This is a genomic window from uncultured Parvibaculum sp., assembly GCF_963975745.1.
Taxonomy (GTDB): domain Bacteria; phylum Pseudomonadota; class Alphaproteobacteria; order Parvibaculales; family Parvibaculaceae; genus Parvibaculum.
Window position 1 is genome coordinate 122,245 of record NZ_CAXBIB010000005.1, and the last position, 26,415, is coordinate 148,659.

Here is a 26,415-nt window from a genome sequence, read left to right on the forward strand (position 1 = left end):
ATGCCGGGCAAGGTGAAGATGAAATGGGTGCGATACGGCATTCTGGCCACCGCCCTGGCGCTGATCATCGGCGCCATCTGGACGTTGCGCCCGGTCTTCGTCGCCGAGACACCGCCGCCGACGCTGGCGGAAACGGCGGCGCGCATCCATGCAAGCGTCATTACCATCGACACACATGTCGATATCCCCTCGACCTTCGCGACCGAAATCTATGATCCCGGCAAGCCGGGCGCATACCCGGTGCAGGTCGATCTGCCGCGCATGCGCGAAGGCGGGCTCGACGCGGTCTTCTTCGTCGTCTATGCGGGGCAGGGCGCGCGCGACGATGCGGGTCATGCAGGGGCCGCCGCCGAGGCCTTTGCAAAATTCGCCGCCATTCGCCGTATGACGGATAATCTGTATCCGGATGAAATCGGCCTCGCCCGCTCCTCGGCCGACATTCGCCGTCTCCATGGCGAGGGCAAGCGCGTCGCACTGATCGGCATCGAGAATGCCTATGTCGCCGGCCGTTCGCCCGAATTGCTCGATGTCTATTACGGTCTGGGCGCGCGCTATCTCGGCCTCGTTCACAACGGCCACAACGATATCGCCGACAGCGCCCTGCCGCAGGAGAAGTTCGGCGACCGCACCGACGCGGAAGGCGGCGAACATGGCGGCCTGTCGGCGCTCGGCCGCGCCATGATCGCCCGCGCCAATGATCACGGCCTGATGGTCGATGTCAGCCACGCCTCGAAGGCCGCCGCGCTTGAGGCGATCGAACTGTCGCGCGCGCCGGTCATCGCCTCGCATTCGGCGGTTCATGCGCTGGCCGCCCATCCGCGCAACATGACGGATGAGGAACTGAAGGCGCTGGCCGCAAAAGGCGGCGTCATCCAGATCGTCGCCTTCGATGCCTATCTGCACGAGGTGCCGGAGGAAAAGGTCACGGCGCGGCGCGAACTGGCTGCTTCGCTCGGTCTGACATCGCTTGACGCCTTCTTCGGCGCGAGCGAGGAGACGAAGCGCAAATTCGCCGAAGGCGTTGCCGCCCTCGACGTCAAATGGCCCCGTGCGACAGTCGCGACGCTGGCCGACCATATCGACCATGCGGTGAATCTGATCGGCATCGACCATGTCGGCATTTCGTCGGATTTTCAGGGCGGCGGCGGCATCGAAGGCTGGTCGCATGCCGGCGAAACCCTGAACGTGACCGCCGAACTGGTCCGCCGCGGCTACACCGAAGAAGAGATCGGCAAGCTCTGGGGCGAAAACCTGATGCGCGTCATGGACGCGGCCGAGGCAGCGCGCAAATAAGCATATGTTCTCAATTTGTTCTTGACCTGATGTGCCATTGCGCTAGCCTTTCCCGATAACCGGGCAGGGCGGGGCAGCATGGTCGCGCATATCGAGACGGTAGCCTTTCAGGGCGTCGAGGCGCGGCCCGTCGATGTGCAGGTCCATCTTGGCAGCGGCACGGTGATGTTTTCGGTGGTCGGCCTTGGCGACAAGGCGGTGGCCGAAAGCCGCGAGCGGGTTCGCGCCGCCCTCCACGCCATCGGTCTCGGTCTCCCCGCCAAACGCATCACGGTCAATCTCGCCCCCGCCGATCTGCCCAAGGAAGGCAGCCATTACGATCTCCCCATCGCGCTCGGCCTGCTGGTCGTCATGGGCGTGCTGCCGGCGCAGGAGCTCGAGCGCTTCGTCGCCATCGGCGAATTGTCGCTTGACGGCACCATCAACCCGGTCGCCGGCGCGCTGCCGGCGGCGGTTGCCGCCAATGCGCGCGGCAAGGGGCTGATCTGTCCGGAAGCCTGCGGACCCGAAGCCGCATGGGCCGGCATGGATGCGGCAAATCCCGGCGGCGTGCTGGCGCCGCGTTCGATCATCGCGCTGGTCAATCATTTCCGCGGCAGCCAGGTCCTCTCCGAACCGGCGCCGATGAAGGCGGTCGAAGCGGGGCCCGTGCCCGATCTGCGCGACATCAAGGGACAGGAATCGGCCAAGCGCGCGCTCGAGATCGCCGCGGCCGGCGGCCACAACATGCTGATGGTCGGTCCGCCCGGCTCCGGCAAGTCGATGCTGGCCGCACGCCTGCCCGGCATCCTGCCCCCGCTCGCCCCACGCGAGATGCTCGAGGTCTCGATGGTCTCGTCGCTGGCCGGCGAACTGCTGAAGACCGGCCTCGGCCGCCGCCGTCCCTATCGCGCGCCGCATCACTCGGCCTCGATGCCGGCGCTGGTCGGCGGCGGCCTGCGCGTCAAGCCGGGCGAGATTTCGCTGGCCCATCGCGGTGTGCTGTTTCTCGACGAATTGCCCGAGTTTCCCGGCATTAGGTAGCAAACGGGACTAGAGAATAGCGGGATTTGGCGGGTTTTGCCGGTATTTTCCGGGAATGACTGAAACCGAACGCCCCAACACGGTCGCTGGCCTTATGGCCAAGCGCGATGAACTGCTGAAACTCCGGAAGCATCTGGACGCTGAGAACCGCAAGGTCACATGCGACATAGACCATCTGGACGCCTGCATTGCGCTATTCGATCCGGCCAACACCCCGGAAGCCATACAGCGTTACGCCACCAAGCACCGCGCCCGCCACGGCCATGTGAGGCGCTTCGTCCTGACGTTCCTTCGGGACGCCAAGGGGCCGGTCACGTCCCGCGACATAACCGAAGCATGGGTCAAGGACCGGGGCCTTCGCGCCGACGATGCAACCTTTGTCCTGATCCGTAAGCGCATAGGGGCCTGTCTTAACGGGCTCAAGCTAGACGGGAAGGTGATAGGGACCGTGACCGGCGGGGATTACAAGGCTTGGACGCTGGCCTAGAACAGCCACCCGAACGTCTGCCATATCATTCCGGCCAGCATGAGCGTTGCCCCGGCTACCATGACGATCCGTCCCGGACGGTCACGGGAGCGCATGAACAGCGCACCGGCGGCGACGGTCAGGAAGCCAAGGCCTACAAAAATCATCGGCACCAAAAGCGCCTACTCCTCATCGTCAGCACCTTCGAAGTCTTGCGCCTTTCGCTTTTCAATGATCCCGGTTTCCAGCGCCTTTGTGACTGCATTTTCAATGAACCGCCGGGCAACACCGGTTTTTCCGTTGCCGTATCCGACATCGGCCAAGTCTTGAAGGTAGGCATGCATGATCCGCGGAAGCCGGACTTCCAGCTTTTTGTTGGCCATAAATACATCTTACCCGGTTTTCGCCCGCCGAAAGACGGCCATTTGTCGGTCAATTGGCAGACACAAGATGCTTGACGCCCTTTGCTGGAAATCACAAGATGTGGCCATAAAAAAAGCGGCCCCCGAAGGGACCGCCAAGTTGGGTAGACTTGAAGAAGGCGTCAGCGTTCCCGTACCGGGGCGTTGTACGCCGACTTCACAAGGCTGATGCCATGAAGGCAGTCCGCCCTGTTGTGATAACCTTCGCCGGAATCGGCGACGATACGGCCATTGGCGGCAATAAGACGCCACCGCCAGTAACCACTCACGTCCTTGTACATCTCGTAATACATCGTCTTGGTACCTTTCATGTTTGACGATGAGAACAAGACGTTCCTAGTTCGCTACCGCTATGACGGAGCGGAGTGGGGCTTTAAGCTCCCAGCAAGAGACTATGAAGACGCGCGAGCAAGGCTGTCAGCCCTGACGTTTGGCTCCATAGACGGCGAGCTGGTGCTAACGCTGCCTGCCTCCACCGGCCCGCTCGCCTCGATTGCGACAGCTTGCCGGAACGCCATAGTGAAGCTGACCAACCCCCATAATTGAGAGAATCGGTCCGCGTCCGGATTCGACACATCCCACGCCCCTACGTCAAGCACTCGTCACAAGATGTAGGCGGGACAGGCATTCATGGCCGCGATATCTGGTGGGATCGGCGCCCGAATCGGCGATTAACAAAGCAACAACCCGGGATTGGCTATCAACGTCATGCCGCCCGGCGCTGCCAATAGCCCTTCCACTGGCGGCTAACGGGGTGGGCCAGCGCGGCACCGGCGGCCATCAGGAATTGCTCGCCATTGGAGACGCGGCGGTTGTCTTCGCGCCACGCCATTTCGCGGGCATAGGCGACAAGGTAGCGGCCCGAAATCAGGTGATGCGTTCCAATCTCGGCACGACGCAGGCGCGAGAAATAGCTTTCCGCTTGGTTCGTGCAGGCGTCTTCGTCCTTGAAGTTGATCGAGTGATTGACGCGCTTCGTGTCATAGGAGCCGTGCAGCGCGTCCCAGCTTGAGGCCTCGTCCGCGTACACCGTGGTTCCGGCCTCGACGCGCGAGCGGATCATTTCAACCGACTGGTCTTCGGAACGGAAAACCTCGGGGTAGGACTTGCCGCCGCGCTCCCGGACGATGACGACGACGCGGCGCTTGCCGGTCTGGTTCTCTTTCAGGCGGCGGTCCTTCCGATCTTCCTTCCGGTTCTCCGGCTTCACATAGCCGCCGAAGTAAGCGCCATCCACTTCCACATGGCCGGACAGCTTGCGGTCCTTCAATTCAGCGCCCATCGCTTCACGAAGCTTGTGGGCCAGCACGAAAGCCGTCTTGTACTGGCAATCAAGGTCGCGGCTCAGTTGCAGGGCGCTCATGCCCTTCGCGCCGTTGACGAAGATCGCAATGGCGGCGAGCAGGTTGCGGATGCTCATTTTCCGGCTGGCAAAGATCGTCCCGGACGTGACCGAAAACTTGTGCAGGCAGGCGGCGCACTTGAACCGGCCGTTGTCGGTCAGGCTGTAAACGCGGGTGCCGCCGCACTTGGGGCAATAGGCTTCCCCGCCGTTGTCGGCCCAGCGGATGCGCTTGAACGTCTCGAAAGCCTCAGCGTCCGAAAGGCGCATGACCTTGGCGAGCGAGAGAGTGCGGGCTTCTTTGGAGAGGAGAAAGTGCTGTGCCATCTGAGGTATCCATATTCGATGCTTATGCACCTAAATATGGATACCATAGTAGCTATTGTCAATGCCAAAAGCATCGAATATGATGACTTTCGACGCTAAATCGGAGGCTACGGCATGGCGGATAAGGAATGGCAGGATCGCGTTAAGGGCATCCTGAAATCGGAACTCAAGCGGCGAAACCTGAGTTACAAGCAACTAGCTGAAAAACTTGAGGAAATCGGCGTCCAAGAGACCGAATTGAACATCAAAAACAAGATCAGCCGCGGCGGTTTCACGGCTGTCTTTTTCGTTCAATGCCTCGTGGCGATAGGGGCAAAATCAGCCCAGATTGCCTCTGACTAGCAAGAACTCTTTGGGCTGCAGGTCCCCGTTCTCGTCTTCTTCTTTCGTCAAAAGAATGTCGCCCGTGATTTCGCTTTTGCCGAAGATTGCCTCCGGTTTCATCGACTTCTCTAGGTGCATCGGTATGCGATCATCGAACAGACTGGGCACATGGCCTGCCCAGCCAACCCTCTTTCGATCCCGGTCCATCGCATGAAGGATTATGCGTACGCCATAGTGGAACTCGGACTCGATCTTGGGCGCGCTCTCGTCTTCTTCGGTCTCATAAGGGATGCCGGATGCCGCCTGTGCCAAAGAAACGGCCTCATGTGGCATGAGAACTGCCCCATCTCGTGCACGTATGCTGGGCCGCGACTGGCCGCGAGTGGGGGCGAACACTCTCTGGGAAGCGGTGATGAGCGAGCGCGTTTGCTTCCCTGTAAAAAGGACCGAAACCGCATCTAGAATGCGCTGGACAGCAACACCTAGCAGGCGCGCGGCTTGCTCAAGCAGCGTCTTCTGAGTGGCCTCTAGGGGCGCTTTATCTCGCCCCGGGAAAACGCGATCAAATGCTTTAGATATGCCGTAGATCGCGATAATCATAACTAGCACGGTTACAAGCGTGTCGTAATCGCCCCCCACTTCGACACCTGTAATTTGCTCTATTAACGGGGGCACTTCCTTTTCCAAGTCCTTTTGGAATGCGAGAACGACTGTATACGCCAATAGCTCCCTGAGGGGGCTTTCTTGAGACAGTCTGCTGACAGATATCCGTTTTGGCTCAAGCGAAATGCCCGGCACGAGATCGGACAGCAGCGTTGAAGTCTGTCTCAGTAGGCGCGCATTCGCCTCAAGTGACTTAATCAGATCTTCAATCGCAACGGGCTCTTCGACCTCATACTCGAGGCCATGCCAAAGCGTGACTTCCATAAGTCCCCCCAAACGTAATAGGGGAACTTATCTGGCCACGGATTTTCTGGCAACGCGCCCGCAGCCAGCGAATCCTAGTCCCATTTAATACATAATGCCGGAGTTTCCGCGTCAGGTGCTCGACAGTCTGCGCCAGCCGCTGGAATCGGGCGAGGCCGTCGTCGCCCGCGCCAATGCGCATGTGACCTTCCCGGCCCGCTTTCAGCTGGTCGCAGCGATGAACCCCTGCCGCTGCGGCCATGCCGGCGATGCGGCGCGCGCCTGTCCGCGCGTGCCCCGCTGCATGGCCGACTATCAGGCGAAACTCTCGGGTCCGATGCTCGACCGCATCGACATCCATATCGAGGTGCCGCCCGTCGCCCATGTCGATCTGGCGCTGCCGCCGCCCGCCGAAGGCTCGGCCGAGGTTGCCGCCCGCGTCGCTGCCGCCCGCGAAATCCAGGAACAGCGCTTCACCGAACTGGTCGGTCCGCAATCCATGCTGCTGAACGCCCATGTCGAGGGCGAACGGCTCGACCGCATCGCAACGCCGGACGATCCGGGCAAGCGCCTGCTGGTCGAGGCGTCGGAGCGCATGGGCCTGACCGCGCGCGGCTATCACCGCGTCCTGCGCGTCGCCCGCACGCTGGCCGATCTCGAAGGCGAGGAGGGCGTCCGGCGCATCCATGTCGCCGAGGCGCTTGCCTATCGCGAGACGGTTGCGGGACGGCTCGGCGCTGCGGCATGATGCGGGCCTCTTTACCTTTCGCTAACCATAAGCCTTAGCGCTTTCTCAAGTGAGGGGCAGGCAAAGTCGGATCTTGTCGACATGTCCGGCCGTATGGCCGGCAGCCGCGGAACCCGCATGCCCGTTTTTGCCTTCGACCAGATGCCCCTCTTTCTGCTCGGGCTTGCCGCCGTCCTGTTTCTGGGCGTCGAGGCCTGGCGCCGTGCCTCGGCGCGCGCCGCCGCGCATCTCGTCGAAATCGAGATACTGCAGGCGCGCATCGAGACGCTGCGCGACGAGAAATGGGAAATCGCCGAACGCGAAACGCGACTGGCCGATCTCCTGCGCGCGCAAGGCGACGTCATCATCCGCAAGGATCTGCAGGCCCGCCTGACCTGGGTCAACGATGTCTTCTGCGACACTTTCGGCAAGACCCGCGCGGAAGTGATCGGCCGTCCATTCCTGCCGGAAGTCCCCGAAGGCGATGCGCCCCGCATGCTGGCGAGTTTCGCCGGCCTTGCGACGCCGCCCTGGCGCATTCGTTTCGACGAGCGCGTCGTCACGACGCGCGGCCCCCGCTGGATCGCCTGGGAAGAATTCGCCATTCGCGACGATGATGGCAAGCTGATCGAGATCCAGTCGGTGGGCCGCGACGTCACCGACCGCAAGCAGGCCGAGGAAAGGCTGGCCGAGGCACTGCAGCAGGCGGAAGCGGCCAACCGGGCCAAGAGCCTCTTCCTCGCCACGATGAGCCATGAAATCCGTACGCCGATGAACGGCGTCATCGGCATGACGCAGCTGCTTCTCGACACCAGCCTGTCGCCGTCGCAGCGCTCCTATGCCGAAGCGGTGCGCGCCTCCGGCGAGGCGCTGCTCAACATCATCAACGACATTCTCGACTATTCGAAGATCGAGGCGGGCAAGGTCACGCTCGACGAGGCCCCCTTCGATCCGCGCCATGTGCTCGAAAGCGTGGCCGAGCTGCTGGCGCCGCGCGCCATCGACAAGGGCCTCGAGATCGTCACCGACATCGCGGTCGCCGTGCCGCGCCGTCTCATCGGCGATGAGGCGCGTATCCGCCAGATCCTGATCAATCTGCTCGGCAATGCGATCAAGTTCACCGGTGCGGGCGGCGTCGCGCTGCGGCTGTCGCGCGTCGATCCGCATGTCGGCGACCAGGCCGCGTTGCGGCTCGAGATCGAGGACACCGGCATCGGCATGGATCAGGCGAGCCTTGAGCGCATCTTCGACGATTTCGCCCAGGCCGATCAGACGCATGCGCGGCAATATGAAGGCACGGGTCTCGGTCTCGCCATCACGCGCCGCCTGGTACTCGCCATGGGCGGCCGCATCGAGGTCGAGAGCACGCGCGGACGGGGTTCGATCTTCCGCGTCCACCTGCCGCTGCGCATTGCCGAAGCCGCACCGGGCGTGGCGACGCTGTCGGCACTCGAGGGTTTGCGGGTGCTGATCCTCAACGATCGCCCGCTGCTGCCATCGGCACTGGCCCGTGCGGCGGCCGCCGCCGGCGCCGAAACGCAACTTGTCGCCGACCGGGCAGCGCTGCTCGAAGCGCTCGGCGCGGCGCCCGCCGATGTCTTCATCTGTCCGTCCGACGGACCGGCCGGCGACGGCGCATCGCTTGCCGGCGAGGCGCGCCGCCTGCAGCCCGGCATCGGCACGCTGGTCCTGCTGCGCCCGCAGGATCGCGACCGCCTCGATCGTCTGACCGGGGGCGCTGACGCACCCTTTGACGGCTATCTGGTCCGTCCGGTGCGCGCCGCCTCGCTGCTCGATCGTCTGCGCAGTCTGCGGGTGCGCGGCTGGGCCGGCAATGTCGGCGCACCCTATGCACCCGATTTCGCGACCGGGGAAGAAGCGCCGGCCGAACCCGCACCGCGCGAGGCCGCCGTCGCGCCGGCTCTCTCGCTTTGTGTGCTGGTGGCCGAAGACAACGAGATCAATGCGCTGCTGACGCGCACGCTGCTCGAACATACCGGCCACAGCGTGCGGCTGGCCCGCAACGGCGTCGAAGCCGTGGCCGCGCTCGAGGCCGATGCAGATGACGAAATCGATCTCGTGCTGATGGATCTCCACATGCCGGGCATGGACGGCTTCGAGGCAACGGCGCGCATCCGCGCCTTTGACAGCCATCATGCAAGCCTGCCCGTCATCGCCCTGACGGCCAATGCCATGGCCGAGGACCGCCAGGCCTGTCTCGACGCGGCGATGGACGATTACCTGTCGAAGCCCGTTGCCGCCGATGCGCTCAACAAGGCCCTGGCCGCCTGGGCCGGCCGTCGCTCGGTGCACGGAACGCGTGCTGGCGAAAAGACGAATCTTGCCTAAAGTGAAGCGCGTTTGCGCCGGATGAGCCGGCGCCGCGGCAACCGGGCGGGAGCGGAGCGATGGCGCTGGCGGGCAGGGGCGATGGCCGGATGAGCTTCGCCGAATTGTGGAAGGTCTATGCCGAGCCGCGCATCCTGATCATGCTGCTGCTGGGCTTCTCGGCCGGCCTGCCCTATCTGCTGGTCTTTTCGACGCTGTCGGCCTGGCTGCGCGAGGTCGGCATCACCCGCACCGAAATCGGCCTGCTGAGCTATGTCGGCCTTGCCTACACGATCAAGTTTCTCTGGGCGCCGCTGCTCGACCGCATTCGTCTGCCCCTGCTCGACCGGCTGCTGGGCAAGCGCCGCGCCTGGATGATCTTCGCGCAGGCCGTGGCCGCCGGCGCGCTGGTTGTCATCTCGATGAGTGATCCGGCAGCCTCTCTGCTCCCGGTCGTCTTCGGTGCGCTGGTGCTTGCCTTCGCCTCGGCGACCCAGGACATTGCGATCGACGCCTGGCGCATCGAGGCGGCATCCGAGGAAAAGCAGGGCGCGATGGCCGCCGTCTATCAGCTCGGCTACCGTTTCGCGCTGATCGGCTCGGGCGCCGGCGCGCTCTACATCGCCGACTTCGTGTCCTGGCAGGCGGCCTATCTCGCAATGGCGGCGCTGATGCTGGTCGGCATCGGCGCGGCGCTGCTGGCGCCGCGGCTGCCCGAGATCGAGGCGCCGATCATCGGCGCCGAAGCGATGGCCGAAATCGTGCATCGCTTCCACATGCGCGGTCCGCTCGAGGGGATCTTTGCCTGGCTGTACCGCGCGGTCGCCGCGCCCTTTGTCGACTTCTTCGGCCGCTATGGCTGGTGGTCGCTGGCGATGCTGGCCCTGATCGGGCTCTACCGGGTGCCCGATTTCGTAATGGGGGTGATGGCCAATCCGCTCTATATCGACATCGGCTTCTCGCTCTCCACCATTGCCACCGTGGTCAAGGTCTATGGCGTCTGGATGACGATCGCCGGCGCCATTGTCGGCGGTCTGGCGGTGGCCCGTTTCGGTATCCTGCGCACCCTGCTGGTCGGCGCACTGGTCGCGACGCTGACCAATCTGGTCTTTGTCTGGCTGGCGATGCGCGGCGCCGATGTCACGGCACTTGCGATCACGATCAGTGCCGAGAATTTTTCCGGCGGTTTCGCCGGCACCTGTCTGATCGCCTACATGTCGAGCCTGGTGAACCACCAGTTCGCGGCAACGCAATATGCGCTGTTCAGTTCCGCCTTCGCGCTGCCGGGCAAGCTTTTGGGCGGCATGTCAGGCGTCATGGTCGACTGGTATGCGCTGCGCCCCGGCATTGCGGAGTTTCTGGTCGGCGCCGCGCCCGGTCTGACGCCCGCCACGGTCGGCTATGTCCCCTTCTTCATCTCGACCGCGCTGATGGGCGTGCCCGCCATTCTGCTGATTTTGCTGGTGATGGCGCACCGGAGAAAAACAGAAGCAAAAACAACGGCGTAGCCCCGACATTTTTGTGTCGCACAAAACCGCGACAAGAAGCCGTCGGCAAATGCGGCTTGCCTTGTGAGCGGCTGTCTATAATGAAAGGATGATGACGTGATCGCAGGACGCCCGGCGCACGGCGGCATGTGGTGTCGTGGCGTCATGCCTGCGGGGGGCCGCGGTGAAGTAGAATATCTGGGTGTGGGGTCCGGAGTGATGCCGACGACAAAAACGGACGAAGGCGGCGGCTCGCCCGGTACGACGGCTGCCCGCTCGGCGGCTGCGGGACTGAGCTACGGCCGCCGCGGCGATCTCGAGGTGCGTCTGGCCCGTTCGCCGCGCGAGATCGATGCGGCCCAGGCCATTCGCTATCGGGTCTTCTACGAGGAAATGTCGGCGATCCCCGATGCCGAGACGCGCGCGCGCCGCCGCGACGCCGACCGCTTCGATGCGATCTGCGACCATCTGCTGGTGCTCGATCACGCGCTGGTCCCGGGCGAAGAGGGGGAGCAGAAGGGCGAGTCCGAAAGCCTGAAGAAGGTCGTCGGTTGCTACCGCCTGTTGCGTCAGGACGTGGCCGAGCGCCATGGCGGTTTCTACACCGCCGGCGAATACGACATTGCGCCGCTGCTGGCGCGCCACGCCGATCTCGATTTTCTGGAGCTCGGCCGCTCCTGCGTGTTGAAGCCCTATCGCACCAGGCCGACCGTCGAGCTGCTCTGGCACGGCATCATGCATTATGTGACGGCGCACAATCTCGATGTGATGTTCGGCTGCGCCAGTTTCGAAGGCACCGATCCGGAAGCGCTGGCCATGCCGCTTTCCTATCTGCATCATTTCCATGCCGCGCCGCCCGACTGGCACGTGCGCGCCCTTCCCGGATGCTACGAGGAAATGAACCTTATTCCGAAAGAAGATGTCGATCCGCGCGAGGCGCTGCGCGCCCTGCCGCCCATGATCAAGGGCTATCTCCGGGCCGGCTGCTACATCGGCGAAGGCGCGGTGGTCGACCGCCAGTTCGGCACCACCGATGTGCTGATCCTCTTTCCGGTCGCGCAGATCTCCGACCGCTATCTGACGAAATTCGGCGCCAAATACGGCACGCCCCGCGGCGGTGCCTGACGCGACCTGGAGCGTTTTCAGCAAAAGTGGCTACCGGTTTTGCGGTTCGAAAACGCGCCAAAACAATGATTTAGAGTCGTTCATCGTTTCTATGAAACGGTGAACGACTCTAGCGGTCGAGATTGTAGGCCGCCAGCGCCGCCATGTTGACGAGATCGGAGACATTCGCCGTCATCGGCACGATCTGCACCGGCTTTTCGAGGCCGACCAGCAGCGGCCCGATCAGCGTCGACCCGCCCAGCACCCTGAGCAGCTTGGTCGAGATCGACGCGGCATGGATCGCCGGCATGATCAGCACATTGGCCGCGTCGCTGAGGCGGCAGAACGGATAGAGCGACATCGTCTCGCGATTGAGCGCGACATCGGCCGCCATCTCGCCGTCATACTCGAAATTGACGTTCCGCGCGTCGAGAATGCGCACCGCGTCGCGCACGGTCGCCGGCCGCTCATGCGTATGCGTGCCGAAGCTCGAATTGGCGAGCATCGCCACGCGCGGCTCGTAGCCGAGACGGCGCGCGACTTCGGCGGCCTGCGTCGCGATGTCGGCCAGCTCGTGCGCCGTCGGCATTTCATGGACATTGGTGTCGGCGACCAGCACCGTGCGGCCGCCCGCCACCACCAGCGTCACGCCGATCGGCTTGCGCCCGTCCACCGCATCGATGACGCGCCGCACATCTTCCAGCGCCACCGAATAGGTGCGCGTGACACCGGTCACCATCGCATCGGCATCGCCCCGCTCCAGCATCAGCGCCGAAAAGATGTTGCGGTCGTTGCTGGTCAGCCGGTGACAGTCGCGATAGAGAAAGCCCTGCCGCTGCAGCTTGTTGTAGAGAAAATCGGCATATTCATCGACTTTCGCCGAGGTCCGCGCATTGCGGATTTCGAGATCGGTCTTCGGGTCGAGGCCCATATTGGCCAGCGTCTGACGGATCTGCTCCTCGCGCCCGACCAGGATCGGCAGGCCGAGCCCGTTGTCGCGAAAGGCCAGCGCGGCGCGGATGACGCGCTCTTCCTCGCCCTCGGCAAAGACGACGCGCTTGGGGTCGCGCCGCACCTTGTCCATGATGACCTGCAGCGTGCCGGCCGTCGGGTTGAGCCGCGCCGAAAGCCGGTTCTTGTAGGCTTCCATGTCGACGATCGGCAGCCGCGCGACGCCTGAATCCATCGCCGCCTTGGCGACGGCCGGCGGGATCTCGCGGATCAGGCGCGGATCGAACGGCACCGGAATGATATAGCCGGGCCCGAAGCGCGGGCGCTCGTCTTGATAGGCGGCGGCCACTTCGTCCGGCACGTCTTCCCGCGCCAGCTTGGCCAGCGCCTGCGCGCAGGCGATCTTCATCTCCTCGTTGATGGCGCTGGCGCGCACGTCGAGCGCCCCGCGGAAGATGTAGGGGAAGCCGAGCACATTGTTGACCTGGTTCGGATAGTCCGAACGCCCGGTGGCGATGATCGCATCGTCGCGCACCTGCAGCACTTCTTCGGGTGTGATCTCGGGATCGGGATTGGCCATCGCGAAGATGATCGGCTTCGGCGCCATCGAGGCGACCATCTTCTGGTTGATCGCGCCCTTGGCCGAAAGGCCGAGAAAGACGTCGCAGCCGACCATTGCCTCTTCCAGCGTGCGCGCATCGGTCACCGCCGCATGCGCCGACTTCCACTGGTTCATGCCTTCGGTGCGGCCCTTGTAGATGACGCCCTTGGTGTCGCAGAGGATCGCATTGTCATGCGGCAGCCCCATCGCCTTGATGAGTTCGAGGCAGGCGATGCCGGCCGAGCCCGCGCCATTGACCACGACCTTGATGTCCTTGATGTCGCGTCCGGTCAGGAACAGAGCGTTGATCAGGCCGGCCGCGGTGATGATCGCGGTGCCGTGCTGGTCGTCATGGAAAACCGGAATGTCCATCATCTCGCGCAGCCGGCTTTCGATGACGAAGCAGTCCGGCGCCGAGATGTCTTCCAGGTTGATGCCGCCGAAGGAGGGGCCGAGATAGCGCACCGAATTGACGAAGGCATCGACATCCTTGGTGTCGACCTCGAGATCGATCGAGTCGACATCGGCAAAGCGCTTGAACAGCACCGCCTTGCCCTCCATCACCGGCTTGGAGGCCAGCGCGCCCAGATCGCCGAGGCCGAGGATCGCCGTGCCGTTGGAGATCACGGCGACGAAATTGCCCTTCGAGGTGTAGTCATAGGCGGCATCCGGGTTTTCGGCGATGGCGCGCACCGGCGCCGCCACGCCGGGGCTGTAGGCCAGCGAGAGGTCCCGCTGCGTCGCCATCGGCTTGGTCGCGTTGATTTCGAGTTTCCCGGGCTTGCCCTGGGAATGGAAGAGGAGCGCTTCCTCGTCGGTAAACTGGCGCCGCTTTTTGCTCATGCGATCGAACATCCGGAATGTCGGGCAGGGCAGGCGCGGAAGGCCGCGCCGGGGAGCGCGCCCCCCCGGGGGGCCTGCCCCGGAAGCCCGCTTTGTAGGCTGGCGACCCGCCAATAACAAGCCGCCACCGTTGATTCGGCCCGATTTTCGGCCGCGCCGCCCCTTTCCTGCGGGTGGTCCGCGCTCTAGTCTCGGCCCCCATGTCCGAACCCGCCGCCCATGCTCCCGAGCCGGAAGCCGCCGCGCCTGCGCTGGCGGGGCCGCCCCCCGCGCCGGACGCGACCCCCATGATGGCGCAATATCTGGCGATCAAGGCGGGCCACCCCGGCGCGCTGCTCTTCTATCGCATGGGCGATTTCTACGAGCTCTTCTTCGACGACGCTGTCGCCGCCGCCGCCGCCCTCGACATCGCGCTGACGAAGCGCGGCAAGCATGCCGGCGCCGACATCCCGATGTGCGGCGTGCCGGTCCACAGCCACGAGGCCTATCTCGAAAGGCTGATCCGCAAGGGCTTCAAGGTCGCGGTCTGCGAGCAGGTCGAGGACCCGGCCGAGGCGAAGAAGCGCGGCGCCAGATCGGTCGTCGCCCGCGCCGTCACAAGGCTGGTGACCCCGGGCACGCTGACCGAGGACACGCTGCTCGATGCCCGCGCTCATAATTATCTGGCTGCGCTGGCCCGCACCGGCGCCGAGGCAACGCTGGGTCTGGCCTGGCTCGACGTCTCGACCGGCCGCTTCGAGACCATGGCGCTCGAACCGGCGTCCCTGGCCGCCGAGCTGGCCCGCCTCGCCCCCGGCGAATTGCTGGTCGCCGAGGGCATGGAGGCCGACCCTGCCATCGCCCGCGCCGGCACCGTGCTGACCCTGCTGCCGCCGGCGCGTTTCGACAGCACCGCCGCCGAACGCCGGTTGAAGGCGCATCTCGGCGTCGCCGCGCTCGACGCCTTCGGCGCCTTCAGCCGTGCCGAACAGGGCGCCATGGGCGCGCTGCTCGACTATGTCGAACTGACCCAGGTCGGCCGCCTGCCGGCGCTGCAGCCGCCGCGCCGCGTCGCCGCCACCGACGCCATGTCGATCGATGCGGCGACCCGCACCAATCTCGAACTGGTGAAGACCCTGCAGGGCGAAACCGAAGGCGCGCTGCTCTGCGTGATCGACCGCACGGTGACGGGCGCCGGCGCGCGCGAACTGGCCGCCCGCCTCGCCGCGCCGCTGACCGACCCCGCCGCCATCGCCGCCCGTCTCGACGCGGTCGAATGGTTCGTCGAAAGCCGCGATCTCCGCCACGAGGCGCGCCGCAGCCTCAAATCGGCACCCGACATGGCGCGTGCGCTGTCGCGCCTCTCGCTCGGCCGCGGCGGCCCGCGCGATCTGGCCGCGGTGGCAGGCGGGCTTGCCGCCGCCCATGCGCTGGCCGCGGCCCTCGACGCGGCGCCGCCGGCGCTGCTGCCGCCGCCGGACGAGATCGCCGCGGCGGCGGATGCCCTGCGCGGCGCCGCCGCCCCGCTCAAGGCACGGCTCGCGGCCGCCCTGGCCGCGGAACTGCCGCTGCAGGCCCGCGATGGCGGCTTCATCGCCAAGGGTCATGACCCGGCGCTCGACGAAACCCGCAGCCTGCGCGACGACGCGCGCCGCCTGATCGCCGGCCTGCAGGCGAAATATGCCGACGAAACCGGCATCGCGGCGCTGAAGATCCGCCACAACAATGTGCTCGGCTATTACATCGAGGTGCCGCCGCGCCACGGCGAAAAGCTCACCGCGCCGCCCTTCTCCGGAAGCTTCATTCATCGCCAGACCATGGCCAACGCGATGCGCTTCACCACGCCGGAACTGGCGGGCCTCGCAAGCCGCATTGCCGAGGCGGCCGGCCGCGCGCTCGAAATCGAACTGCAATTGTTCGACGAACTCGCCGCCGCCGTCATGGCCGAGGCCGGAACGATTGCGGCGGCCGCATCGGCGCTGGCCGCGCTCGACGTCGCCGCCGCCCTGGCCGAACTGGCGGTCGAGCGCCGCTATGCGCGTCCCTGCGTCGATGCGAGCCTCGCCTTCGACATCAGGGGCGGCCGTCACCCGGTCGTCGAGGCCGCGCTGGCGCAGAGCGGCCAGCAATTCGTGCCCAACGACTGCGATCTCTCGGCGGGAGAGAAGGACAACAAGCACATCTGGTTGCTGACCGGCCCCAACATGGCCGGCAAATCGACCTTTCTCAGGCAGAACGCATTGATCGCGGTCATGGCGCAGATGGGCAGCTTCGTGCCGGCGGAAGAAGCCCATATCGGCGTCGTCGACCGGCTCTTTTCGCGCGTCGGCGCCGCCGACGATCTGGCCCGCGGCCGCTCGACCTTCATGGTCGAAATGGTCGAGACGGCGGCGATCCTCAACCAGGCGGGCCCGCAAGCGCTGGTGATCCTCGACGAGATCGGCCGCGGCACCGCGACCTATGACGGCCTCTCGATCGCCTGGGCCGCGGTCGAACATCTGCACGAGGTCAACCGTTCGCGCGCCCTCTTCGCGACGCATTACCACGAGCTGACCGCGCTCACCGCAAAGCTGCCGCATCTGGCCAACGCCACCATGCGCGTCCGCGAATGGCAGGGCGATGTCGTCTTCCTGCATGAGGTCGGTCCCGGCGCCGCCGACCGCTCCTACGGCATCCAGGTGGCGAAACTGGCGGGCCTGCCGGCGCCCGTCATCGCCCGCGCGCAGGCCGTTCTCGCCGCGCTCGAAAAAAGCGGCGAGGGTACGAAGACCGCAAGGCTGATCGACGACCTGCCGCTCTTCAGCGCCAGCGCCAGGCCCGCGCCCGTCGTCAAGACAAGCGCCGTCGAAGAGGAATTGAAAGCGGTCAACCCCGACGCATTGACGCCGAAGGAAGCGCTCGATCTGGTTTACGCGTTGAAGGGTCTGGTGAAGGACGGTGAGTAATCTTCCGCTCTCGTCTAGAACGTCATGGCCCGGCTTGTCCGGGCCATCCACGTCTTGGCGCAATTGAAAAAGGAAGACGTGGATGACCCGCATGAAGCGGGTCATGACGAATAGGGTAACGGAAACGACGCTACTTCCGCGCCACGTAAATGCATTCGTCGCGCAGCAATCCCCACTTCACTTCTTCCTCCGGCTGGCGCCGATAGGCTTCGACCGACACGAAGCCGGCCGCCTCGAGCTTCTTGGCGAAATCGCGTCCGTAATAGCGCTTGTGGTCGGTGCCGCCGAAATGCGCAAAGCGCTCATCCGGGTCGGTGATCGCCGGGTTCTCGTAGGTTTCGTCGCGGCTGAGATTGATCGGCACCGAAAAGAAGCCATAGCCGCCGGGCTTCAGTACACGGAACATTTCGCGCATCGCCGCCTTGTCGTCGTCGACATGCTCGAACACGTGATTGGCGATCACCACGTCGAAGAAATTGTCGGGCCGGTCGATTTCGGTGATGTCGAGCCGGAACTTGGCGATCGGCGCATAGAGATCGGCCGGCTCGTAATCCGGATTGTTCTTCATCGCCCGCATCAGCCATTTCTCGGGGCCGAACTGCAGGATCTTCTTGGTCGTCAGGTCGATGCCGTGCTGGTCGAGATAGAGCTGGATCAGCCGGTGCCGCTCGCGCGAGCCGCAATTGGGGCAGCGCGTGTCCCAGCGCGACGGCCGCCCGACCGACAGGAAGATGCCGTGATAGCCGCAAACCGGGCAGTCCCGCTTGATCTTCTTGCGCGAAAACTGGCCGCGATCCTTCCACCAGCCCTGGATCATGCGGCTGATGACCTTGCGTCGGTCGATTTTTGTCTCTGGCGTCAAGCTGTCCGTCCGCTGCTGGGGACGGGCCGGCCCCGTCGCGGGCCACAATGTCGGCCTCCGGAAATGCTTGTCAAGTTTGCCGGGCCCGGCGCGGCCGCCTCACGGCCCGGCGGGTTCGACATTGATCTTGCGCAGCGCTTCGGCCAGCGCCGCCGCGCCGGCTTCGGGATTGCCGCTGTCGCATTGCGCCACGCCGTCGCGATGCAGCGCCTGTGCGGCCTTGGCCTGCGGAAAACTCGCGCGGAACTTGAAGGCGAACTGGAACTGGAGATCGCGCTGCGTGCAAAGGGCCGTCGCCTTGTCTGTCGTTGCCTCGTCCGCCGGCGCCGGCAGCGCCGCAAGGCCGGTCGCTGCTGCGGCGGCAAGAACGGTCATGATCGCTCGCATGGGGGTCTCCCCGGTCTGCAGGGTGGATTGCCCGCCGGGGCGCACGGGGCGGCCGAGCCGCCGCCCCATGCGCTCAGCAGTGGCGAAAACTCAGGCGGCCGGTTCGACCAGCAGTGTGCGCAGCGCTTCGCGGAACTGCGCCGCGCCCGCCTCTGTGTCGCCGGTGCGGCATTCGGCCCGCGCCGCAGCGCGAATCTCGCGCGCATCCTCGGTATAGGGCAGGCCGTCCTTGAAGCGCGCCACGAAGTTGAATTGCTGGTCGAGCCGCGCACAGGTGGCATTGTCGAGGTCGCCCGGCGCCGGCTGGGCCTGGGCGGCCGGTGCGAAAGCCAGGGCGGCGACGATCGCAAGCGCCGCCGCAAGCCCGGCAATGGCGGGATCGGGAACGGATTTGCGCATGATTTCCTCCTCTTCTTCGCGGTGGCTGCGCGGACGCAGCGGGCATCCGCGCCTGGCACCGAGATGGAAATGAAAAATGGCGAAAATCTGGCGGCGAAATCCGGAAATCTGAAAACTTCGTAATGATTTAGCTGCCATGGGATGATGTGATAAGCCTTGCCCGTTTCCCGCCGGGAAGTTTGCTGCCAAGCCGAACGAGGAGCCGCCCCATGGGCCGCACGATGCCGAGCCTGCTGGAAATCGCCGATCCGGAGCGTATCCGCGGCGATCTCGACGCGGTCGCCGCCCGCATCGGCATCGACGGCGTGGCGCAGCAGCGCGCCGTTGTCGAGTTGCTGAAGACGGTACTGGCATCCGGCCGCGCCAAGGCGCGCGAACGGCTGGAGCAGGGCGCCCATCGCGGCCGCGCCTGCGCCGAAAGCCTCTCCTATCTGCAGGACCGGATCATCGAGGAGCTCTATCGCTTCGCGACCACCCATGTCTTCACGGCCTCGAACCCGAGCGAAGCCGAGCGCATCGCCATTGCCGCGGTCGGCGGTTATGGCCGCGGCACGCTGGCGCCGGGCTCCGATGTCGACCTGCTGTTCCTGCTGCCCTACAAGCAGACCCCCTGGGGCGAGAGCGTGGTCGAATACATGCTCTATGTGCTCTGGGATCTGGGCCTCAAGGTCGGCCACGCGACGCGCTCGGTCGACGATTGCCTGCGTCTGGCCCGCGCCGATTTCACCATCCGCACCGCGCTGCTGGAGGCCCGCTACATCTATGGCGACCGCGCCCTTTACGACGACCTCGAAAAGCGTTTCGATGCCGAAGTGGTCAAGGGCACGGCCAATGAATTCGTCGAGGCGAAACTGGCCGAGCGCGACCAGCGCCACACGCGTGCCGGCGAAAGCCGCTATCTGGTCGAACCCAATGTCAAGGAAGGCAAGGGGGGCTTGCGCGATCTCAACACGCTGTTCTGGATCGCCAAATATGTCTACCGCGTCAAGCAGCCTTCCGATCTGGTCAAGGAAGGCGTCTTCACCAGGGAGGAATACCAGACCTTCCGCAAGGCCGAGAATTTTCTCTGGGCGGTGCGCTGCGAGCTGCACTTCCTGACCGGCCGCGCCGAGGAGCGCATCACCTTCGACCTGCAATCCGAGATGGCCCGCCGCCTCGGCTACCACACCCATCGCGGCCTGAAGGCGGTCGAACGCTTCATGAAGCACTATTTCCTGATCGCCAAGGATGTCGGCGATCTGACGCGCATCTTCTGTGCCGTGCTCGAGGAAGAGGAAAAGAAGAAGCGGCCCTCGATCGGCCGCTTCATGCAGGCCCTGCGCCGCAAGAAGGTCATTCGCGGCTTCACGGTCGAGGCCGGCCGCCTCGCGGTCACGCGGGAAAACTTCTTCGAGAAGGACCCGGTCAACATCATCCGCCTCTTCCACGTCGCCGACCAGCACGGACTCGACATTCACCCCGATGCGCTGAAGCTGCTGACGCGCTCGCTGAAGCTGGTCGATGCGGGCCTGCGCAAGAGCGAGGAGGCCAACCGCCTCTTCCTCGAGATCCTGACCTCGCGCAAGGACCCGGAAGGCACGCTGCGCCTGATGAACGAGGCCGGCGTGCTCGGCCGCTTCGTGCCCGATTTCGGCCGCATCGTCGCGCTGATGCAGTTCAACATGTATCACCACTACACCGCCGACGAGCATCTGCTGCGCGCCATCGGCATCCTGTCGGAAGTCGAACGCGGCGTGAATGCCGAGGAATATCCCAAGGCCCATGAGCTGATGGGCAAGATCAAGGGCCGCCACGTCGTCTACATGGCGGTCTTCCTGCACGACATCGCCAAGGGCCGCGACGAGGACCATTCCGATGCCGGCGCCGCCATCGCCCGCCGTCTCTGCCCGCGTCTCGGCATGGGCCCCGGCGACACGGAATCGGTCGCCTGGCTGGTGAAGAACCATCTCGTGATGTCCGATGTCGCCCAGCGCCGCGACATCGCCGATCCGCGCACCGTGCGCGATTTCGCCGATCTGGTGCAGAGCCCCGAACGTCTGAAGATGCTCTTTGTGCTGACGGTTGTCGACATCAAGGCGGTTGGCCCGGGCGTCTGGAACGGCTGGAAGGCGCAGCTCCTGCGCCAGCTCTATTTCGAGACCGAGGCCGTGCTGCAGGGCGGCAACAGCGCGCTGAACCGCCAGCAGCGCATCGCCGAAGCCAAGGCAGCGCTCGGCCATCGCCTCGCCGACTGGTCGAAGGCCGCGCGCGAACGCTATTTCACCCGCCATGCGGGCGGCTACTGGCTTTCGCTCGATGTCGAGACGCTGGAACGCCATGCCCGCCTGATCGAGGGCGCGAAGGACGCGCCGCTGACCATCGCCGCCGATCCCGAGCCCGACCGCGACGTGACGCAACTGACGCTCTACACCCAGGACCATCCGGGTCTCTTCGCGCGCTTCGCCGGCGCCTGTGCGGTGCTGGGCATGAACATCGTCGATGCCAAGATCTTCACCACCCGCGACGGCATGGCCCTCGACATGCTCTGGGTCCAGGACGCGGCTGGCGGCGCCATCGCCGAACCGCGCCGCCTGCAACGCCTGGAGGAAACCATCCGCAAGGTGCTGGCCGGCGAGATCCTGCCGCCCGACGCGATCGAGAGCCGCAGCCGCCGCGAACGCCGCGCCGAGGCCTTCTCGGTCGCGCCCCAGGTCTTCATCGACAATGACGCCTCCGACCACTACACGGTGATCGAGGTCAACGGTCTCGACCGGCCGGGCCTGGTCCATGCGCTGACCCGCGCGCTCTTTCATCTCGGCCTCACCATCGGCTCGGCCCATATCGCGACCTATGGCGAACGCGCGGTCGACGTCTTCTATGTCAAGGACGTGATCGGCCACAAGGTGACCAACGCCAACAAGAAGAAGGCGGTCGAGCGCCACCTGCTCGAAGCGCTGACCGACCCGATGAAAAAGGCAAGACCCGCCAAACGCGCCAAACGCGACGAAATGGCGGCGGCGGAATAAGGGATGGTCCTGTCCCAAACGCGTCTTTGCCGGGCTTGACCCGGCAATCCGGAAGCCGCGGCACGCGGCGTCTTCCTTCGCAAAGACTCTTCGCTCTGTCCTTTTCCGGCGCGCCCGTCTCACACGGACAATCAAGCACGTCTTTCCGCCGCCTCGCCATCGGCGAGCCGTGCCCGCGCAATCTCGGCGAGCTCGAAATCCTCAAGCCGCTTCATCATCACTTCGTAGTCTTCGGCAGGGACGCAATAGAACGCCGGTCTGTTGTGGTTGAGAATCACGACCGGGCCGCCTGCTTCCCTGATGGGACGGGCCGGATTGGCTCTGAGTTCGCCGATGGTGGCGGCGCAGTCGGTATAGATCCGGTGGCTCATGGTCATGTCTTCCGGCGTTGCTGAACGAAGCAGGAATAGTAGCTTTTCACGATTTTCCGAGGCCATGATTGCGGAAGCCCTTTCCCCGGTCGCCATTTCCCGCGAACAAGGCTAGAGATTCTCATCAACCCCAACCGGCGAGCTGCCGCCTCCCATGACCCAGAACCCGGCCCCGAAACCCGCCAGCATCGCCCGTTCCGCCGCCACCATCGGCGGCACCACCATGGCAAGCCGTCTCCTGGGCTTCCTGCGCGACGTGATGATGGCGGCGGCGCTGGGCACCGGCCCGATCGCCGACGCCTTCTTCGTCGCCTTCCGCTTTCCCAACATGTTCCGTTCGATCTTTGCCGAGGGCGCCTTCAACGCGGCCTTCGTGCCGCTCTTTGCCAAGCGCCTCGAAGGCGAGGGCAGGGCGGCGGCGCGCCGCTTCGCCGAGGATGCGATGTCGGTGCTGCTTGTCGGGCTGCTGCTGCTGACCGTTGCGGCCGAACTCGCCATGCCCTGGATCATGCGCGCCTTCGCGCCGGGCTTCACCGCGGACCCGCAGAAATTCGACTGGGCGGTGCAGTTCACCCGCATCGCCTTTCCCTATCTGCTGTTCATTTCGCTGACCGCCCTGCAATCGGCGATCCTGAATTCGCTCGGGCGCTTCTTTCCCGGCGCCGCCGCCCCGGTGATGCTCAACGTGACGCTGATCCTGGCGATCCTCTTTCTGATCCCGTTGACGGACAATCCGGGCGTCGCGCTGTCCTGGGGCGTCGCGGCGGCGGGCGTCGTGCAGTTCCTCTGGCTGGCCGTCTCGCTCTGGCGCGCCGGCTTCGTGCTGCGCCTGCGCCTGCCGAAACTGACGCCCGATGTGCGCCGCCTCTTCCGCCTCGGCGTGCCGGGTGTCGTCGCCGGCGGCATCACGCAAGTCAACCTGACCATCGGCACCATCATCGCCTCGCTGCAGGCCGGCGCCGTCTCCTGGCTTTACTATGCCGACCGCATCTACCAGCTGCCGCTGGCCGTCATCGGCATCGCCATCGGCGTCGTGCTGCTGCCCGATCTCTCGCGCCGCTTGCGCGCCGGCGACGGGCCGGGCGTCATGGCCGCGCAGAACCGCGCCATCGAATTCGGCATGCTGCTGACCGTGCCGGCCGCCATCGGCATCGGCGTGCTGGCCTTCGAGATCATCCGCATCCTCTTCGAGCGCGGCGCCTTCACCGCCGCCGACACGCAGGCGACCGCGCTCGCCCTGATCGTCTATGCGGCGGGCCTGCCGGCCTTCGTGCTGATCAAGATATTCCAGCCCGCCTATTTCGCCCGCGAGGACACGAAGACGCCCTTGCGCTTCGCCGCCATCTCGATCGTCGTCAACATCGTGACGAGTATTATCCTCTTCCAGTTCATCGGCTATGTCGGCATCGCGGTCGGCACGGTGCTGGCCGCCTGGGTGAATGTCGGCCAGCTGGTGCTGCGGCTCTGGCAACGCGGCGACTTCGCCGCCGATGCGCAGCTTGCCCGCACCCTGCCCCTCGTCGTCCTCGCCGCCATCGGCATGGGCGCGGCGCTCTGGTTCGGCCTGCAGGCACTGGCGTCCTTCCTCGCCCTGCCGCTGCCGGGCGCGCTCGCAACCCTCCTTGGACTGATTGTCGGCGGCATGCTGGTCTATTTCTTCCTCTGCCAGGTGACCGGCGCCGCACGCCTCTCCGACCTGCGCCGTGCGCTGCGCCGCTAGGCATCCGCTCTTGACATCGCGCCGCTGCCACATCGTGATAGCCACCGGGTGTGCGGCCGGCAGCCGGGGAGGGGTGTGTGGGAGCACTTGAGCGGGTCCGGGTCTATTTTCGTGCCGAGCGCTGGCAGCTCGATCGTCTTTTCGACCTTGGCTTTCAGGCCTGGCTGGTCCATATCGGCGTCGTCGCAGCGACGGTGGTTGTGCTGATCCGGGTTCATCCCGATGCCGCCTGGCCGCTCATCTGGGGCGGTGCGATGGTCCTGCTGTCCCTCTCGCTTTCGCTGCTGGCGCGTTTCTATGTGCGCCGTCCGCCGGCGGACGACGATGCGGCGCGGCGTTTCGGCGTCGCGCACACAAGCCTCACTTTCCTTGTCGGCATGGCTTGGGGTCTCGGTGCCTTCGGCGCGGCGACGGGCGATTTCGAAAGCCTGCTGATCTATTCTCTGGCGCTTGGCGGTACGGCGCTGGGCGCGGTTTCCTCGCAGCATGTGCTGCCGCGCTCCTGCTTCGTCAGCCTCTGGACCTCGGTGCCCTTGCTGGGCGCCGCGCATCTCTTCCACGACCCGGCCTATTTCGGTGTCGTCGTCATGGCGATGGTGCTGCTCTACGCCGCCATCCTCTCGATCCTCGCCGTTCGCATGTTGCGCTTCATGCGCATGAACGTCACCCTCACCCGTTCGCTTGATGCGCGCCTCGCCGAACTGACGCAGATGGCGAATGAACTTGAACAGGCCCGCGCCGAGGCCGTCGAGGCCAATCTCTCGAAGTCGCGTTTTCTCGCCCATGCGAGCCACGACCTGCGCCAGCCGATCCACGCCATCGGACTCTTTGCCGCTTGCCTGCGCGATCTCGATCTCGGGCCCGAGGCGGCACAGCTTGTCGGCAGCGTCGACGGTGCGGCCCGTTCGGTCAGCGGTCTCCTGGGCTCGCTGCTCGACATATCGCGTCTCGATGTCGGCGGGATCGTGCCCCAGCCCGAGCCGGTTGCGCTCGGCGAGTTGCTCCGGGGCATCGTGCGGCAGAACGCCGAGCTTGCGGCGGAAAGCGGCTGCGAGGTGCGCGTCGTTTCCTCGTCGCACTGGGTCGAGGCCGATCCGGCGCTGCTTTCCTCCATGGTGCAGAACCTTCTGTCGAACGCGCTCAAATATGCGCCGGGCGCGCGCGTCGTGCTCGGCATCCGCCGCGCCGGCGAAACCCTGGCGGTCGAAATTGCCGACACAGGCCCCGGCATTCCCGAAGCCGACCTCGCCCGCATCTTCGACGAGTTCTACCGTGCCGGCACCCCGGCCGTTCGCGCCTCGGAGGGTCTCGGTCTCGGCCTTGCGATCGTGCGCCGCCTCGGCGCCTTGATGAGCCTCGACGTGTCGATCGCCTCCGTGCCCGGCCGCGGCACGCGGTTGCGCATTTCGGGCCTGCGCCCGGTCGCGCCGGTCGCCGCCACCGTTTCGCGCGCGCGCCGCCAGCATCCGCTGACCGGCCTCACCGTCTGCCTGATCGACGACGACGCCGCCGTGCTCTCCGCCAGCACCATGCTGCTGCGCCGCTGGGGCTGCGAGGTCGCGGCCTTTTCGCACCCGCCCGCAAGCCCGCTCGGCTGCGACGCCATCGTTTCGGATTTCGATCTCGGTCCGGCCGGCGACGGCCTCGATGCGATTGCATCCGTTCGCGCACTTGAAGGCTGGGAGGTGCCGGCGGTCATTCTGTCCGGCCGCTCCGAGCCGGAAACATTGACGCGCCTTGCGCAGGCCGGCGTGCCGCTGTTGCGCAAGCCCGTGCATCCGGCGGAGCTGCGCGCGATGCTGACCGGTCTTGCGCTCGGCGCCGGCGGCGTGGCCTTGGACGAAACCGCGTTCTAGCTGCCGGCTTCAGAGCAGTCTGTCGGCCACCGCCGCCGCCGCCGCGCGGCTGCCGACGCCGAGTGTCCGGAGCAGCGCCGACACATGCATCCGTGCCGTCACCGGCGAGATGCCGAGCTGCCGCCCGATCTCCTTGTTGGTCATGCCGGTGGCGACGAGCTTCAGCACCTCGCGCTGGCGCGGCGAAAGCTGCACGTCGTCGCCGGGCGCCGAAGCCCGTTCCGGCGCCGAGGGCAGATCGGGCGCCGCCGTTCGCACCACGATCTCGCCGTCGCGGATCGCCGACAGCGCCACGGCGATTTCGTCGGGCGGGATCGACTTGCCGACAAAGCCGTCGGCGCCGGCCGCCATCGCGAGATCGACCGTCTCGGCATCGTCCGCCATCGAAACAACGGCGAGCGTCGCGCGGGGGAACCGCCGCCGCAGCGTCGCGATCGAACTCTCGGCGGCAAAGCCCGGAAAGACCAGGTCGAGCACGAACATCTCGGGCGCCGCGCCGCTCTCCGCCAGGGCCAGCACCTCCTCGAAAGTGCCGGCCTCCTCGATCGTCGCGCCGGGCGAAATGCGCGCCAGGATATGCCGCATCCCCATCCGGAACACCGGATGGTCGTCGGCCACGATGATGCGTTCTGCGGTCAAGCGCGTCTGCCCCCTGATGCCACCTTCGGACGATCCTATCCATGGCCGTGGTTAATGGCACCTGTACATCTGTACATCTGTCGCGCGCCCCGCCGCCCCCCGAAAATC

At 65.5% G+C, this 26,415-nt stretch carries 20 protein-coding genes and 2 pseudogenes; 13 read left to right on the forward strand and 9 right to left on the reverse strand.

Annotation, left to right across the window (positions count from 1 at the left end; genetic code table 11):
* The 4 genes and pseudogenes from AAC071_RS05875 (at window position 1) to AAC071_RS05890 (ending at window position 3,240) form a co-directional block, all read left to right on the forward strand.
* Window positions 1-1,293, forward strand: a complete 1,293-nt coding sequence (locus tag AAC071_RS05875) for a dipeptidase (protein ID WP_339830863.1) — start codon at window positions 1-3, stop codon at window positions 1,291-1,293.
* A 78-nt stretch (window positions 1,294-1,371) separates the two neighbouring features.
* Window positions 1,372-2,301: pseudogene (locus AAC071_RS05880) on the forward strand (ATP-binding protein); the annotation flags it as partial.
* A 70-nt stretch (window positions 2,302-2,371) separates the two neighbouring features.
* On the forward strand, window positions 2,372-2,803 hold the full coding sequence (locus AAC071_RS05885; protein WP_339830865.1) for a hypothetical protein: 432 nt from the start codon (window positions 2,372-2,374) through the stop codon (window positions 2,801-2,803).
* A complete protein-coding gene (locus AAC071_RS05890; protein WP_339830867.1) occupies window positions 2,788-3,240 on the forward strand; it encodes a hypothetical protein in 453 nt (150 codons plus the stop codon). The genes AAC071_RS05885 and AAC071_RS05890 overlap by 16 nt, the downstream gene beginning before the upstream one ends.
* A gap of 86 nt (window positions 3,241-3,326) precedes the next feature.
* Here the strand turns inward: AAC071_RS05890 and AAC071_RS05895 are convergent, their stop codons facing one another.
* Together AAC071_RS05895 and AAC071_RS05900 are read right to left on the reverse strand one after the other, a co-directional pair.
* Window positions 3,327-3,497 carry a DUF1508 domain-containing protein gene (locus AAC071_RS05895; RefSeq protein WP_339830869.1) on the reverse strand — a complete coding sequence of 57 codons (171 nt, stop codon included), beginning with the start codon at window positions 3,495-3,497 and terminating at the stop codon, window positions 3,327-3,329.
* 413 nt (window positions 3,498-3,910) lie between these two features.
* Window positions 3,911-4,873, reverse strand: coding sequence for an IS1595 family transposase (locus tag AAC071_RS05900; protein WP_339830871.1), 963 nt, complete (start codon window positions 4,871-4,873; stop codon window positions 3,911-3,913).
* Between the two features lie 114 nt (window positions 4,874-4,987).
* Between AAC071_RS05900 and AAC071_RS05905 the strand changes: the two genes are divergently transcribed.
* Window positions 4,988-5,215, forward strand: coding sequence for a DUF6471 domain-containing protein (locus AAC071_RS05905; RefSeq protein ID WP_339830872.1), 228 nt, complete (start codon window positions 4,988-4,990; stop codon window positions 5,213-5,215).
* Here the strand turns inward: AAC071_RS05905 and AAC071_RS05910 are convergent.
* Window positions 5,192-6,124 carry a hypothetical protein gene (locus AAC071_RS05910; RefSeq protein ID WP_339830874.1) on the reverse strand — a complete coding sequence of 311 codons (933 nt, stop codon included), beginning with the start codon at window positions 6,122-6,124 and terminating at the stop codon, window positions 5,192-5,194. The genes AAC071_RS05905 and AAC071_RS05910 overlap by 24 nt on opposite strands.
* A 94-nt stretch (window positions 6,125-6,218) precedes the next feature.
* On the opposite strand from AAC071_RS05910, the pseudogene AAC071_RS05915 reads away from it, so the two are divergent.
* From AAC071_RS05915 to AAC071_RS05930, 4 genes and pseudogenes are all read left to right on the forward strand, one after another.
* A pseudogene (locus tag AAC071_RS05915) lies at window positions 6,219-6,851 on the forward strand (ATP-binding protein); the annotation flags it as partial.
* Between the two features lie 117 nt (window positions 6,852-6,968).
* Entirely contained in the window at window positions 6,969-9,179 is a 2,211-nt protein-coding gene (locus tag AAC071_RS05920; RefSeq protein ID WP_339830876.1) for a response regulator, read from the forward strand.
* A 59-nt stretch (window positions 9,180-9,238) separates the two neighbouring features.
* Entirely contained in the window at window positions 9,239-10,666 is a 1,428-nt protein-coding gene (locus tag AAC071_RS05925) for an MFS transporter (RefSeq protein ID WP_339830878.1), read from the forward strand.
* Window positions 10,667-10,864: 198 nt separating this feature from the next.
* Window positions 10,865-11,770, forward strand: coding sequence for a GNAT family N-acyltransferase (locus tag AAC071_RS05930; protein WP_339830880.1), 906 nt, complete (start codon window positions 10,865-10,867; stop codon window positions 11,768-11,770).
* 109 nt (window positions 11,771-11,879) lie between these two features.
* Here the strand turns inward: AAC071_RS05930 and AAC071_RS05935 are convergent, their stop codons facing one another.
* Complete coding sequence (locus tag AAC071_RS05935) at window positions 11,880-14,144, reverse strand: NADP-dependent malic enzyme (protein WP_339830882.1); 2,265 nt, start codon at window positions 14,142-14,144, stop codon at window positions 11,880-11,882.
* A 200-nt stretch (window positions 14,145-14,344) separates the two neighbouring features.
* Here AAC071_RS05935 and mutS point away from each other — a divergent pair, with 200 nt between their 5' ends.
* Window positions 14,345-17,068 (forward strand): DNA mismatch repair protein MutS, encoded by a 2,724-nt coding sequence (mutS, locus tag AAC071_RS05940; RefSeq protein WP_339830884.1) that lies wholly within the window; start codon window positions 14,345-14,347, stop codon window positions 17,066-17,068.
* 130 nt (window positions 17,069-17,198) lie between these two features.
* Here mutS and AAC071_RS05945 read toward each other — a convergent pair whose 3' ends face one another.
* The 3 genes from AAC071_RS05945 to AAC071_RS05955 form a co-directional block, all read right to left on the reverse strand.
* Window positions 17,199-17,930 (reverse strand): methyltransferase domain-containing protein, encoded by a 732-nt coding sequence (locus AAC071_RS05945; protein WP_339830885.1) that lies wholly within the window; start codon window positions 17,928-17,930, stop codon window positions 17,199-17,201.
* 99 nt (window positions 17,931-18,029) lie between these two features.
* A complete protein-coding gene (locus tag AAC071_RS05950; RefSeq protein ID WP_339830887.1) occupies window positions 18,030-18,317 on the reverse strand; it encodes a hypothetical protein in 288 nt (95 codons plus the stop codon).
* Window positions 18,318-18,407: 90 nt separating this feature from the next.
* On the reverse strand, window positions 18,408-18,716 hold the full coding sequence (locus AAC071_RS05955; RefSeq protein WP_339830888.1) for a hypothetical protein: 309 nt from the start codon (window positions 18,714-18,716) through the stop codon (window positions 18,408-18,410).
* A gap of 209 nt (window positions 18,717-18,925) precedes the next feature.
* Here AAC071_RS05955 and AAC071_RS05960 point away from each other — a divergent pair, with 209 nt between their 5' ends.
* Window positions 18,926-21,721 carry a [protein-PII] uridylyltransferase gene (locus AAC071_RS05960; RefSeq protein WP_339830889.1) on the forward strand — a complete coding sequence of 932 codons (2,796 nt, stop codon included), beginning with the start codon at window positions 18,926-18,928 and terminating at the stop codon, window positions 21,719-21,721.
* A 131-nt stretch (window positions 21,722-21,852) separates the two neighbouring features.
* On the opposite strand, the gene AAC071_RS05965 is transcribed toward AAC071_RS05960, so the two are convergent.
* Window positions 21,853-22,158, reverse strand: a complete 306-nt coding sequence (locus tag AAC071_RS05965; RefSeq protein WP_339830891.1) for a type II toxin-antitoxin system Phd/YefM family antitoxin — start codon at window positions 22,156-22,158, stop codon at window positions 21,853-21,855.
* Window positions 22,159-22,246: 88 nt separating this feature from the next.
* On the opposite strand from AAC071_RS05965, the gene murJ reads away from it, so the two are divergent.
* Together murJ and AAC071_RS05975 are read left to right on the forward strand one after the other, a co-directional pair.
* Window positions 22,247-23,812: a murein biosynthesis integral membrane protein MurJ gene (gene murJ, locus AAC071_RS05970; RefSeq protein ID WP_339830893.1), complete on the forward strand. Its 1,566-nt coding sequence runs from the start codon at window positions 22,247-22,249 to the stop codon at window positions 23,810-23,812.
* Between the two features lie 77 nt (window positions 23,813-23,889).
* Window positions 23,890-25,668, forward strand: a complete 1,779-nt coding sequence (locus AAC071_RS05975) for a hybrid sensor histidine kinase/response regulator (protein WP_339830895.1) — start codon at window positions 23,890-23,892, stop codon at window positions 25,666-25,668.
* Window positions 25,669-25,677: 9 nt separating this feature from the next.
* Here the strand turns inward: AAC071_RS05975 and AAC071_RS05980 are convergent, their stop codons facing one another.
* Window positions 25,678-26,307: a response regulator transcription factor gene (locus tag AAC071_RS05980; RefSeq protein WP_339830896.1), complete on the reverse strand. Its 630-nt coding sequence runs from the start codon at window positions 26,305-26,307 to the stop codon at window positions 25,678-25,680.
* Window positions 26,308-26,415: the final 108 nt, after the last annotated feature.